Annotated in this window: 9 protein-coding genes and 1 pseudogene; 5 read left to right on the top strand and 5 right to left on the bottom strand. The window is 64.6% G+C overall.

Annotated features, from left to right (window positions below):
• The 5 genes and pseudogenes from FNH09_RS47100 to tgmC all read left to right on the top strand — a co-directional run.
• On the top strand, positions 1 to 493 hold a 493-nt coding region (locus FNH09_RS47100; RefSeq protein ID WP_162468829.1), incomplete at its 5' end, for a DUF6415 family natural product biosynthesis protein.
• Positions 494 to 813: 320 nt separating this feature from the next.
• Positions 814 to 1,476, top strand: a complete 663-nt coding sequence (locus FNH09_RS19805; protein WP_238426826.1) for a hypothetical protein — start codon at positions 814 to 816, stop codon at positions 1,474 to 1,476.
• Positions 1,477 to 1,832: 356 nt separating this feature from the next.
• Positions 1,833 to 2,999, top strand: a complete 1,167-nt coding sequence (gene fxlM / locus FNH09_RS19800) for a methyltransferase, FxLD system (protein ID WP_238426823.1) — start codon at positions 1,833 to 1,835, stop codon at positions 2,997 to 2,999.
• A gap of 19 nt (positions 3,000 to 3,018) precedes the next feature.
• A pseudogene (locus tag FNH09_RS48655) lies at positions 3,019 to 3,328 on the top strand (ATP-grasp ribosomal peptide maturase); the annotation flags it as partial.
• Entirely contained in the window at positions 3,325 to 4,446 is a 1,122-nt protein-coding gene (gene tgmC, locus FNH09_RS19790; RefSeq protein WP_338017619.1) for an ATP-grasp peptide maturase system methyltransferase, read from the top strand. The pseudogene FNH09_RS48655 and the gene tgmC, both read left to right, overlap by 4 nt.
• Before the next feature lie 323 nt (positions 4,447 to 4,769).
• Here the strand turns inward: tgmC and FNH09_RS19785 are convergent, their stop codons facing one another.
• Genes FNH09_RS19785 through FNH09_RS49845 form a run of 5 tightly spaced genes read right to left on the bottom strand, consistent with a single transcriptional unit; the run spans position 4,770 to position 13,228 of the window.
• Positions 4,770 to 5,249: a hypothetical protein gene (locus tag FNH09_RS19785; RefSeq protein ID WP_152889823.1), complete on the bottom strand. Its 480-nt coding sequence runs from the start codon at positions 5,247 to 5,249 to the stop codon at positions 4,770 to 4,772.
• On the bottom strand, positions 5,246 to 7,303 hold the full coding sequence (locus tag FNH09_RS19780) for an AAA family ATPase (RefSeq protein ID WP_152889821.1): 2,058 nt from the start codon (positions 7,301 to 7,303) through the stop codon (positions 5,246 to 5,248). The genes FNH09_RS19785 and FNH09_RS19780 overlap by 4 nt, the downstream gene beginning before the upstream one ends.
• Positions 7,300 to 7,464 carry a hypothetical protein gene (locus FNH09_RS46730; protein WP_156110825.1) on the bottom strand — a complete coding sequence of 55 codons (165 nt, stop codon included), beginning with the start codon at positions 7,462 to 7,464 and terminating at the stop codon, positions 7,300 to 7,302. The genes FNH09_RS19780 and FNH09_RS46730 overlap by 4 nt, the downstream gene beginning before the upstream one ends.
• A 41-nt stretch (positions 7,465 to 7,505) precedes the next feature.
• Positions 7,506 to 9,641, bottom strand: coding sequence for a DEAD/DEAH box helicase family protein (locus FNH09_RS19775; RefSeq protein WP_152889819.1), 2,136 nt, complete (start codon positions 9,639 to 9,641; stop codon positions 7,506 to 7,508).
• A complete protein-coding gene (locus FNH09_RS49845) occupies positions 9,638 to 13,228 on the bottom strand; it encodes a sigma factor-like helix-turn-helix DNA-binding protein (protein ID WP_152889816.1) in 3,591 nt (1,196 codons plus the stop codon). The genes FNH09_RS19775 and FNH09_RS49845 overlap by 4 nt, the downstream gene beginning before the upstream one ends.
• Between the last annotated feature and the right edge of the window lie 136 nt (positions 13,229 to 13,364).

Genomic DNA, 13,364 nt, shown 5'->3' with positions numbered 1-13,364 from the left:
AGTGAACGTCAAAACCGCCACCCACCACGCAGACCTCCCCGCGATCCGCCGGAACATCGGCCTGCTCCTCCCCCACCACCAAACCCTCCCCCTCACCGACGGCGAACTCACAGCACTCACCGACTTCCTGCGCACGCAGACCCGCCTGCTCATCACACAGGTCGAACAAGCGGCCACCCTGCGGCCCGCCGACGACGTGCCCCGCTACATCGCCCTCGCCTGTACCACCAAGGCCCATAACCGGCTCCGTGCCCAGCCTGGACCCGGACGGCACGACCTGCTCGTCCATGCGCGCCGTCTCGCCCGGGCCCTGGCCGCGCTGTGCGACCACCACGAAGCGCTGGCGGGGGTGGCGATGTGCCTGGCCTGCGACCAGCCCCTCCACCACGACGACCAGACCATCCCCTACGACCACGTCAGCCCCAGCGGCGGCGCAGCACGCGCCGGCCACATCCACGCCCGCTGCGCGAACACCGTCCGCCGCCACCGCTGAACCCGCCACCACGCTCTCCCCCTGCCCCGGACCACGCCGGGGCCCCACGGCGACCGCAGGGTCAGGGTCGCGCCCGTATCTCCCGTCCCGCCGGACGGTCAGGAAGGACCCCGGCGGGACGGGGCTTGAGCACCCGCCCCGAGCCCCAACCCTGGACAGGTCGAGCCTCGGGGCGGGGCCCCAACCCACCACAACCGCACCAGGCGCAGCACCCACAGCGCACCGGCGCCGGGCGCAGCATCGGCAACGTGCCGCTGTTCCCGGCCTGGGCCGCCCGGCCTGCTCCAGTTCCGTCATCCCACCGAAGGGGAATCGTTCGCATGCCTGCCCGTCCCGCCGACCCGAGCACTACCCGGCTGGTGCCCTACATCACCGGCCGTGAAGGCGAACACCCCGACCTGCTCGCCTCCCTGGGCGGCGTCCAAGGCCCCGACGGACGCCTGCACCTCGCCTACTGGAACGAGCAGAGCGGGGACCGGGACCTGCGCGGCGTGCTGTGGGGACGCTGCTCCCAGAACATCGGCGCCGACAACCTGCCCACCGGGCGGCCGCGGTGGCGGATGGTCCACCCCTCACGGCAACGAGAGTGCATGGAGCAGCTGCGCTGCCAGGTCTGCGCCCAGCCCGCCCGCACCGACCACGGCTACCTCTTCCTCGCGGGGCCGCACGAGATGCACCCTGGCGACGCGGTCGTACGCACCGCACAGCCGCCGGTGTGCGTCCAGCACGCCCGGACCGCAGCCGAGCAGTGCCCTCACCTTCAGGGCAGGCCCACCGTGTTCCTCGCCCAGAGCGCCCCGCTCTACGGAGTGATCGGCACGCCCTACCAGTACACCGACGGCGGCATGCGCGCCTTACCTGCCGACGGCCAGGAGGCACTGCCGTACGGACACCCCGGCCTGCGCTGGTACCTCGCCTCCCAGCTCATCCGCCGCCTGCGCGCCTACACCATCATCAACCTCGACGACCTGCCTCCGAAGTAACACAGCCACCGCCGACGCGTGCCGCGTGCATCCTCGGTGCGCTGGTCCACTCGACTCGCAGGGAGCAGCTTCCGGTGTACTCCATCACCAGGCCGCCTGATGGCCCCCTGCGCCGGTTCCGGCAGCACCGTCTGTGTCGTTCTCCCTCCATGGCCCTTGAAAGCGGTCACCGCAGCGCACCCGGCGGCCGCGGACCTCCCTGCAGCGGCGCGATGGTCGCGCCGAGCAGGCATGCCCGACGATGGTCCCGCCAGCCACCCCGTCTGAGCCGGATCACCGAGAAGCACCACCTCCAAGAGAAGTGAGGCAACCGAATGACTGCCCCCGATGACTCGGCCGTTCGCAACGCTGACCGATTGCGCGCGGACATGGTCCGCGCGCTCCTCGACCAGGACGCGATCACGTCCGAGTCCGTCACCGCCGCTTTCGCCGCAGTGCCCCGGCACCGGTTCGCACCCGAAGCACCCCTGGACCTCGTCTACGACCTCCACAGCACGGTGCCGGTCAAGAAGGACGCGCATGGCCTGGACACCAGTGTCATGTCCGCCGCGCATCTGCAGGGCGTGATGCTGGAACAGGCCGGCATCAGGCCCGGGATGAACGTTCTGGAGATCGGTTCCGGCGGCTACAACGCCGCGCTCATCCAGGAACTCGTGGGCGGCGCCGGCGAGGTCACCACCGTCGATATCGACCGTGACGTCATCGACCGCGCCCGTCGGTGCCTGGACGACGCCGGATACGGCCAGGTGAAGACGGTCCTCGCCGACGGCGAGAGCGGTGCAGCCGACGGCGCGCCCTACGACCGGATCATCGTCACCGCGGCCGCCTGGGACATCGCCCCAGCATGGATCAGCGGGCTCGCCGGCGAGGGCCGGCTCGTCGTGCCGCTGACCGTCCGGGGCACCACCCGCTCCATCGCGTTCGACCGCGACGGCGAAAGCCTCCTCGGCCGTTCCTACCGGCTGGCGCGCTTCGTGCCCATGCAGGGCCAAGGTGCCGCGAAGGAGGAACGCACCGTGCTGCTCCGGGACGGCGTCGTGGTGCAGAGCGACGACGACCGGGTGCGCCTGAACGCACCGGCGCTCAACCGCGCGCTGGACACGCCCCGGCTGCTGCGCTGGTCGCAGGCGGCCTACGACCTGCCCGACGAGCTGGAGCTGTATCTGACGCTGAACCTGCCGAGCACGGCCCGGCTGCATGCGTCCAGGAACATCGTCGACAGCGGCCTCGTGGAGGCATCCACCCTGCTGGGTGTGCCGGCGCTGGTCAGCGAGGACAGCATCGCCTACCGCACCCGCCGCGAGAACGATGACACCGGTGGCTTCGAAAGCGGCGTGGTCGCTCACGGCCCGCAGGCCGAGGCCCTCGCCCGCCAGTACGTGGAGCTGCTGCAGACCTGGGCGCATCATCACCGGCGGCGGGGCGCGGCCGAGATCCGCTACCTGCCCGGTCCCGCTCAGGGTGCCCTGCCCCGGGGCATGGTGCCCAAGCGGCACGGTGTCGTCGCGGTGACCTGGCATTAGGACCCCGGGGCCGCTTCGGGTCCGGGTGACGGTCATCGGCGCCCACACGTTCTGTGTCCGTATCGACTCCGGTCTCCTGAACTAGCGCACCGACTACAGCCGGCTGCGCTACACCCCCCATCACCCCGCCACCGCGGATCGAGCAAGCGCTCCACCGCTACCTGGCCCGCTTCGGTCTCGTCTTCGGGGCTTTCGACTTCGCCGTCGACGCCGACAGTCAATGGTGGTTTTTGGAATGCAACCCGTCCGGCCAGTGGTACTGGCTGGAACCCGAAACCGGCCTGCCGATGTACGCAGCCCTGGCCGACCTCCTGGAAAGGACGACGTGAACGAGCAGGCACAGCTCCACCAGCAACTCCTCGACACCCTGACCGCCGGCGGCAGCCTGCGCACCAAACCGTGGAAGGACGCCGCCGCCACAATCCCCCGGCACGAGTTCCTCCGGGACGGGTATTTCCGCTCGGTACACGGTGCGGTGCCCGCCGCGTGGGAACCCGTCCTGGACAACGACCCCGACTGGCTTACCGGCTGCTGCCAGGACCAGTCGCTGATCACCCAGATCGCCGGCAGCATCGTCCCGGCCGACATCCAGGGCCGGATCATGCGAGAGCCGACCAGTTCCAGCACCCTTCCCTCCCTCGTGCTGCGGATGCTGGAGGACCTCCACGTCGAGGCCGGCGCGCAGGTGCTGGAGATCGGCACTGGCACCGGCTACTCCACCGCCCTGCTCTGCACCCGCCTGGGGGAAAGCCACGTCACCTCCGTCGAGTACGACGAGGACGTCGCCGCCCGCGCCCGTGCCGCACTGGCCCGCCAGGGCATGTTCCCCCGTCTCGTCATCGGCGACGGACTGCTGGGCTGTGCCGGTGCGGCCCCCTACGACCGGATCATCGCCACCTGCGCCGTCCACACGGTACCGGCCGCATGGATCGAGCAGACCAAGCCCGGCGGCCTGATCCTGACCACCATCGGCGGCTGGCTGGGAGCATCCGAACTGGCACGCCTGACCGTCCACGACGACAACACCGCATCCGGCCCCCTGCTCAGCGGGCAGGTCAGCTTCATGCTCGCCCGCCCACACCAGGCCCCGCCGCTCGGACTCCTGCCCGACCTGAGCGCCGGCAAGGAACGCCAGGCCGTCTTCGGCCCCGACGTACTGTCCGACTGGACCACCCGGTTCGTCGTGCAGAACGCCGCACCCCACGCCCAACGGCTCACCCTGGAACACGACGGCCGCACCGAGGACGTACTCATCGACATCACCACGGGCTCCTGGGCCGCCCTCCACAACAACCACGCCGAAAGATGGACCGTCCGCCAGAACGGCCCCGAAAACCTCTGGGACACCATCGAAGAACACCTCACCCGCTGGCACACCGACGGCACCCCCGCACTGCAGGAATTCACCCTCACCGTCACACCAAACAGGCAGAGCCTTCACTGGTGACCGGCCCCCGCTGACTGGCCCCGCTCATCCACTCCCGTCACGGGTGGATGAGTGGGGGCCTCGCCACCGAAGCTTTTGCGATCAACCGTGCTAGGCCGAGCACACACATCACGGCTGCGAACCGGACGTGTCCGGCCGCCTCTCCTCGGCGTGCCCTCTCACCAGGGCGACACCGACTGGGCACCTGGGGTCGTGACCAGCTCCGGCAGGACGGGGCAGTCCCCGCCCCGAATCCCGGAACCCCGGACAGGTCGAGCCCCGGGGCGGCCCCACCGCATCCGCAGGCGACGAGTGTTTCGCGTGGTGCTGCTGGGTTTATCGCATCATGCCGAGCCTCCTGCCCATCCGTTTAGCAATTCTTCGATCGACGCTGGCTTGGCCCCGCTGCTTTCACTGAAAGCCTCGGCTACGAGGTCGATGACCACGCGTGCGGCTGGCTGACTTCGGATGTTGACCTGCTCTTGGATGAATTCCAGACCGCCGTTGGCGTATGTCTCGAAAATGTTGATCCGCTGTTCGATACGTGCCGCGTCCATGATTTCCGGATCGTCGGTGATCACATTAGCGGCGATCATGTTGATCAAAGCTTCGCTGAAGGCAGGGGAGGTCAGCGTTTCGTAGCGGATGGGGTCACCGTGAGTTGCCGTGACGGGAGCATGGCGGTTGTGGCGAAACCCCAGCGCTGCAGCGAAGAGCAGGATGTCGCGGTAGTAGGCAAATCCTGCCTCTTCCTGCAACTCGATCATGAGGGCTTCGTGCTGCTGCGGACGGCGGGCGCGGACGTCGATAAACGGTGTGGTCACTTGATCACCTTCAGTTCTGAATGATCGGTCTCAGCCGCCACGATGTAGGGGTGGGACACCCCTTCCAGCTCAATGTGGTCGGTGCCGTTCTCCGGCGCCGTGGTGTGGGTTTGGATGACGCCGAGATGACTAACGTGGGGCATCAGTTCGGTCACGACCTTGCCGAGTCCCTGGCTCTTACTCACGAGGACTACGAGCTGCGGCGCCATCTCAGCGAGTGCCCGCGATACCGCCTGCTGATAGTCCTCATCGAGCGAGCCGAACGCGGCGTCCATCACAATGGGATACACACCGGCGTCTTTAGGGGGCTGGCCTTCTGCTCGGCGTTCCTTGCGGTTTTCGCGGGCGATTTTAGAGACGGCTGATACGAAGCTGAGGCTGAGGATTTGGTTCTCGCCGGTCGACTTCGGCACTGGGAGCTGTACACCGTCCACATCCTTGTGGAGCGTCAACTCGAAGCCTTCATTGAGGGTGGGGATGTGGTTTTGATGTGTGATGCTCCGGAATACCTTTTTTAGCTCGGCATCCAGGCGCACGCGCATGTTATTTTCGCGGATCGCCAGAATCTCGATGAGCGCGCGTCGCACCGACTGAACAAGGTCGGAGCGCGTTCGGGCTTTAGATGCGAGTTCGTCGGTGACCTCGGCGCGGCTGCGTTCTCTCGTCTTCTTGTCAATGTCGTTCTTGATGCGCTCAAGCTCACTCGTGATCGAGCCGATCCGCTGCTGTTTGACACCGATTCGGCTCTCGAGGTCCATTCGCCTTGTTTCGAGCTCTGGGGCGTCCTCTAGGCGGTCGTCGAGCAGCTTGCCATCGAGCTCTGACTTGCTTGCCTCGAGGGTATCGACCCGATCGCGGGCATCACTGATACGCTTCGTGATCTGTTCGAAATCTTCGCGCAGTTCAGCTCGCTTGGAGGAAAGGGGGGCGATTTGGCCGCTGAGTTGTTGCCAGACTGTCTCGACGGCTTGCAGTCCGGCCCGCTGCCGCCATTCTTTGACGTGCTCCCACGCACCGGTGTGCTCGATAAGCGGCGTCCCGCAGATGCACGCGCCCTGTTCCAGGAGCTGGTCGACGAACTCCCGCTTGAGCGGTGCCGGCAGAGCTCCCTTTTGGTAGAGGCTGTTGGCCGTCTCCAGAGTCTTGTCTGCAAGCGTTTCCGTGAAGGCGAGGAAGCCGCGTGTCGCGATCAGGTTAGCCCGTTCGGCCACTGCCGCGGCACGAGCATTTCGTGCGTCCTTGAGTTCATTGGTGACGGCGTCGCGCTGTGCTTGGATGGGGGCTGCAACTGCATGCTGGCGTAGTAGATCGGTGACTCTTTCGCGTTCTTCGGTCAAAGTTGCCAAGTCCGCTTCGAGGCCATCCAGTTCACTATGAGCGTTCGTTTCACGCTCGCGAAGGTCATCGATTTCGGTCTGGATCTCGCTTGCTTTGTCGCCGCCGTACTTCTTGAGTTCCTGGGTCAGACGTCGGTCTACCTTGGGCAGATGGGCAATTGCCCGCTCGACATGTTCCATTTCGAGCAGTACCTTGATGTCCTGCTTGACCTCGGCGTAGGCGCCCTTCTTGACGAGCTTCTCGATGCGCTCACCGTTGAAGAAGAGGAAGCGACTAAGGCCCTCGGGCAGAATTTTGTGGATGGCTTCCTGCGGGGCTTTAACGATCTCCGAGGAACCGTCGGATTTGGTTGCCCAAAGTTGGACCTCGGGAGAGGACTTAGGCTGTAGGTCGGACTGCTTGCGCAGACTTGCGCTGCGCAGAACGCGGTAGTTTTGGCCTTCGTGGTCGAGTCGTAGCTCGATGGCGACTTCTGTCGAGGATCCGATCGGGAGGGCTCGCCAGACGCTGTCCGTCACCATGCGGTCCTGTTCCTCGACGTCTTCGGACATCGTGCCGTACAGCACCCAGGTGAAGGCGTTGAGGAAGGTCGTCTTGCCAGCGCCGTTTGCTCCGAACAGGAGGGAGACGGGCTTGCTGGAGTCCGAGCTGAAATCGAAAGTCTGGACGCCCCGGAACTGACGGAAATTGGTCAGCGTAATTGACTGCAGTCTCACGGAATAATCTCCTTCACCGCGGCAAGCAGGTCCTCCGTGGCGTCGTACGCGCTCACGTGTATTTTCGCCCGCTCGATCTGGAGGACGCGCGTAATTAGATCTCGCTCCTCTTTGCTAAGTTCCTCGAGCACCTGCTTTTCGGTGCGACTACCACTGGTCACTGCGCGTCCTCCCTCAGACAATAGGCCATGTCACATTCTTCCTACATATCCATTAGCTGGTAACGCTCTTTGAGTGGTCGCAACGTCTCGATCGTTCTTTCGTAGTTTTCCGACAGCTTGCCAAACTCGTTGGCCCGCTCAAACTCACGCCTGAGCAGTGCTCGCTCGACTTCGAAATTGATCGGGGTTCCCTCAGGAGGAACTGCGAGGTAGTCCAGAATCTCAGCCCGGTCTTTGCCATCTGCTCGGCGCAGCAGGCGTCCGCGGCGCTGGATGAATTCTCGTGGGTTGCTGCTGCTGGCCAGCAGGTAGCCCAGGCGGGCGTCTGGGATATCAACTCCTTCATCAAGACAGCGCATGGCGACGAGTACGCGCAGATCGTCTCCACTACCGAAGCGCCGGAGGAGATGCTTGCGCTCTGTCCGCTGGGTCTGCGAGATGTAGGAGTGTGCTGAGAGGTGCAACTGGTTGCCAACCAGGTTCATCACGTCTTGAAGCTGGTTCGCTCCAGGTGGGTCACCCGGCTCGGTTGGACGTCTACCTTGGGCGCAGTAGACCAGTTGAAACCACGATTCACGCCGGGCTTGGAGATCTGATCGAAACTGCGTGAGCTTGCCTTCGGCATGGCCAAGAATGCCGGCCCGTTGACGAAGGAGGAAGCCGATCGGGGAGTCGGAATCCGTGTCCTTGAGGCTGTCGCCGGCTGCAAGTCGCTTGGCGATTTGGCTCGTCAGATCAACATACAGCTGGGTCTCGTAGTCATTTAGCTCGATGAGACGCGGCAGGTAAAGGTATCGGCAGAGCGCGCCCATCTCGATGGCTTCGCCAAGTCCTAGTTCAAAAACTATGGGGCCAAAGTATTCGATCAAGGCGTCGGTGCCCTCGTCGTCGAACCAGCGTTCCGGCGTGGCCGACAGCGCCAGACGGTAGGTCGCGTTGAGTGGTAGCGCCGAGCGGTAGGTTGACGAGCCGAGGTTATGGGCTTCGTCCGCGATGATGAGGAGTGGCTGGGAGATTCTTGTGAGTACCGACTGGAATCTGGCACTTGCGAACGAGGCGTTCGTTGCGACCATCGCCACGATGGGACGCTGTCCCAAGCGGGCTTCGTTGAGCTGGTCCTCAACAGTGTGCAACCACTTCTGGCTGGACTCGTAGACCGCGACGGGGCGAACGCCGAACGATTCGATCTCGGTGACCCACTGGTCGACGAGGTGCTGTAGGGGTGCCAGGACCAAGACGATCAGGGGTTCTTCGCGCTGGCGCAGAGCGTGGGCCAGTTGGCTCGCGGCGATCATGGCAGTCTTGGTCTTGCCGGTGCCGGTTGCCATTTTGAGAATCCCGCGGCCTTGGTGCCGCAGCCACGATGCGACCGCATTTCGCTGGTAGTCACGCACGGTCAGCCATTCGGGGATAGCCAGCCTGGCGGGCTCGGTCGCAACGACCTGTGGTGGCGTCAGCGCGTCATCGCGCCCGGGCAGGGAAGCCTTGGGTCGTTCGCTCGCCAGCTTGACGAGACGATCACGGGCGACCTCCGGGAATGGTTCCACGCTGAGGTTCGGCGTCTGGTTGGACCACAGTGCTTGGAAGTCCGCCTCGAGGCGCAGCGCCCGGGTACCGTCGCCGGCGACCCAGCCCCGGTAGACCTCGATCGACTCGAAGTTCGCGATGAGGCCGCCGTACGTCTCATTACTGCTCCCGGTGAAGCTGACCAAGTCACCGACCGCATCACGAAAAGTTCCGATCTTTTCGTGGTAGATGCCGATACGGCCTTGCTGCTCGACGAAAGCCAGCTTGATATCAAGGCGCTCCTGAGCGATCAGGCGTCCGAGGATGCCCAGGCCATCCAGGACCGCCTCGGGCTGCTCAGCGTCGAGCTCACGGATGGTCGCCCTCTCCATCACCTGGCGGACGTCATAGCCACGCTCGATGTCGATGATGTCGTTCTCGTCGAGGTGAGGGGAAGCTACCAGCCGCATGGTGCCGCCGCGTTCGGCGAACGCTTCGATGCCGCGGGCGAAGAGGGCAAGGCTGGTCGAAGTGAAGTAGCCAACAGCCCGGCTGTAAGACGTGGCCGCTGACAGTGCCGGCACGTAGAAGTTGGCGACGACGTCTTTCTGGTCGCTGCGGTATCGATCGCTCAGTGTGAGCAAGCGGAGACTGCGGGCAGGTACGGTCATAGCAGGTCCATGATTTCGTCGATGTCCACGGTCGATACGGTGCGCTCAGGGCGGTCGTTGCTTTCAAGGACGTCACGGACGCTGGTCAACAGGTCGGCGATGTCGTTGTCGCCACGTTCCCGGTAGCCGCCAATGACGCTCGCTGCAGGGGTGCTGGATGACAAGCCGATCGCTTTCGTCAGCGCATGCCGTGCCTGGTCGGCGTCGTGCGTGTAGGGGACGCCGACCAAGCTCAGCGCGTCGGCAAGGGCATCTCCCGTCAGTCTTCGCACAGCTTGCACGGCAAAGTGGCCGTCGTCCGCAAGGATGAGGAAGGCATCGGTGTCGGCTGCGATATCGCGGTCTGTAAGGAATCGGCGGATCGATCCGAACGCGGGCTGGTTACCAGTCCAGTTGACGGACTGCGGGCCGAGCGAGGATGTCAGTTGCCGTGTCTGGCCGAACTGCAGCCCGCAGATGCTGGCGATCGCGACTGGTGCGGGGAAGCCGCTGCCACGGAGGTGGTCTTTGGTGATGCGTACCCGGTACGCCCAGGCATCCTGGTGGCGAAAGAGACGACGGGTGCGCTCGGGTGACTTCCTGATCTCCCGTTCGGCGGCTGCCATGCGCACGACACCGTCCCGGTTCTCAAACGGAAGTGCGCTGGCGTAGGTCACCACGCTTTTGGCCGTGACACTGTACTTGCCGGTGATGTGCTCGACGAGGTCGCTGAGGCTGACGCGCCCTCCGCCACGCTCCACTTGCTCCTGGATGAGCGAGCGGACTCCTACGTAGGCGTCCATATCCCACTCCGACAGTGCCCATCGGTCTCGGTCCACGCGCTGGAAACGATCATCCTGGCTCATGGCGTTGCGTAGTGATCCAACGCTGCGCTCAAAGGTGAAGCGGTCTACGATCTCCTGGGCGGTGAGCGGGGCTCCGGCAACCGAGAGCACCGCCGCACCGTAGTCGTTGACCGACTGGGTTCGGGTGTAGGCGCATCCGCCGTCGATGATGTAGCCGCAGTGGGTCAGCCACGCTTCTGTCAGTTCTGGCAAACGCTCTGGTCGACTCGTTTCGATGAGAGCAATGCTGTCGAGGCTCACGACGCCATAGGTGTCAGCCTTCTCCTGCAGGAGCGTCTGAGTGATCTTCTTAGCGGCCGTCATGGTCAGTGCTACGCACCACTCGTCCTCGATGTCGTAGGCGTCGTCGAGGCCATTCAAGACGCGCCAGGCAGGTTGGCTCACTGCGTCGACTACGTTGCCGAGGGCAGGAATCAGACTGACGAGATCACCGAGCGGTCGAACAGTGCTGATCAGAGCGCGGGTTGTCTCGGCAGCTTGCTCAAGCAGACCGTTGCTCAGCAGGTCAAGCATCGCTCGGCGTGCCTTGCCTTCGATCTGGCGCACTCGTTCTCGAGTGACGCCGTAGTCCTTGCCGATCTGGTCCAGAGTGGGAGGATCTTCCCTGAAGAATCGGGCAGCCAGAATCTTAATTGAACGCTGGTCAAGTGTTCGTAGGGCCTGATCGAGAAGTCTGGCCACATCCAGTTCGAGCTGATCCGCAGTCAGAACGTCCTCAGGCTTGAGTCCTTCGAGTCGCTGGCGCGCCTGTAGAACGTCTTCCGGAGTGCCGGGGGGCAACGGTGCGCCAAGCACACCTTGTTGGGGAAGACCGATGGTGGCGTACCACGTCGCGATCTTCGAGACGTCTTGCACCAGGTCCGAAGTCCACTGCGGTTGTTGGATTTGGGCAGGCTGCGTCCGCGTTGGATCGGGGACGACGTAATGACTCGCCATCTCCGCTGATGTGGCGATCAGGGCCGATGCCTCTACCAGTCCCTGCAGGATCGCAACGACTGTACCGCCTCCCACTTGCCTCCATGCCTGCATGTCATCGACCGTGATGCTGGCCAGATCGCCGACCTGGGAGTAACCGTGTCGGCCGAGCGCCGTCATGGCGCGGGTAGGCAGATCTAGTCGGCTGAGGGCGATGTCAAGCGCCAATCCGGGAAAGATTTGCCCAATCGTGAACTGGGTAGGCCATGCCATCACCTCCTTGACGACCTGAGCGACGTGCTGCTGTCGCAGGGAAGGGTCGGCATCGATGATGGCGTCGTCGCGCCACGCCTGGACGTCGGGACTGGAAGCCAGCCAAGGGAACACGTCGAGCCAGCAGCTGGCAGGCGTATCGGCGACATCGTCAGCCGGGTGCTCCAAGGCGCCCGCGCCCGCAGTGGGCTTCGCCTCCCCGTTCGCCTCCACCAGGTCGGCGACCAGTTCTGGCTGCTCGTCCCACTCGGCGAGCGCCCACGTAGCGCGGGCGCCGGAGCGGAAACGGGCGTCGGCGGCTAGGGCTTGCTCAAGCTGTGTGATGTCCATGGTGCAGGCGCACGCCTGACGCAGGTCTGGCGTCGACATGGGCTGCTTGCATGCGATGAGTGCTGCCTCGACGGCGTCCAGGTCGACCCGCTCAGCGCAATGATCGGCTCGGCCATCGGCGCCTGATGTAGGTATTTGATCGGGAGATGCTTCTTGTGCCGCTGGGTGCGTCAACTCCTGTGTTTCCTGCCGCGCACGGGGAAGTGGGGCCGGAACAGCTACAACCGGCGCTGGGGTAGAAGAATGCGTGAGGGTACTCAGGTCAGGCACGGGACGTGCGGCTTCGCCTTGCCCGAGGTGCCATTCCCCATCATGTGCAACGAAAGCTTCGCGAACCTGCAGGGCAAGGGATCTCATTTCGTCCGGCAACTGATCAGCATCGAGGAGCAGCGCTCCCAGATTTCCGGTCACTTGCTGTTGCGCCGCTAGTGTTCGAAGTCGCCCCAGCGCGATCCACAGCTCGTCGAGATCACCGGGCGTCGGCAGTGCATCCCGCGCAGGCGTGTCTGCGGCGCCCTGTTGAGCATGCTCGCGCGCTGCAGGCTCCCCATCATGGCTGGGCCCAGGGGGCGTCTCGCCTGAGGCGGGCAGAGCGTCGGGGTCATGCTGGTTGACCGTCACGGCGGGTGCCGTGACGGTCTCGTCCTCGAGCACGGGATGCGCGGGGTAAATGACCTGGTGATCCGACAGCGTGAGTCCGCAGCGTTCCAGCCATGGGCGCAGGCTGGATCCTGGGTACCCGGCTCCTACTCCAGCGTTACGCAGGAGCCGCTCTGCTGCCTCCAGCGTCATGGTTTCGCCGGCTTCCATGTTCAGAGCTGCCAGTGTTTGGCGCTCCTCACGCTCGATGTCCCCGTCAAAGACCCATTCAGCGATTTTGGAACCCGGCCACGTGAGGCCGCTGAGGACGTCCAAGACCGTGATGCCGTCGGTCACCTCTTGCGCCAGCCACGGGTGCCGGGCGATCAGATCCGCCTCACGGACGGGACACGCGATCTCGCGTTCGATACGAGCAACGGCACGCTGCAGGCTGGCGTCGTCTTCGATGAGGTTCTGCAGGGACTGTGGCAGGTCGTTGCGTCGCTTGTGGACTACGTGGCGGAAGGTATGCAGTTGGGACGCTAGTGTGTCGAGCGGTCGGGGGTCCTCGGCGCAGACATGGTCCCGGATGATCACCTGCTCCAGGTCATCCAATTGATCAAACCATGCGGATACCTTGTCCACCACTGCGCCCCACTCGCTTAGTTCTTCTTACCCGACCGCGGCCGCTGGCTGCGACCCGGTCAACTCCCCTGGCGCACCACTGGCGATGCACCCCACGGCGTATCTGACGTTCATCTTCCGCCCTCCGGCGGAAGAT

This window comes from Streptomyces adustus (genome assembly GCF_009377175.1).
GTDB lineage: Bacteria > Actinomycetota > Actinomycetes > Streptomycetales > Streptomycetaceae > Streptomyces > Streptomyces adustus.
This window is presented reverse-complemented; position numbering and strand designations above follow the sequence as displayed.

Bases quoted from the DNA above. Each gene is read 5' to 3' on its own strand.
- FNH09_RS19805 (WP_238426826.1), top strand. From the start codon at position 814: ATGCCTGCCCGTCCCGCCGACCCGAGCACTACCCGGCTGGTGCCCTAC.
- FNH09_RS19775 (WP_152889819.1), bottom strand. From the start codon at position 9,641: ATGACCGTACCTGCCCGCAGTCTCCGCTTGCTCACACTGAGCGATCGA.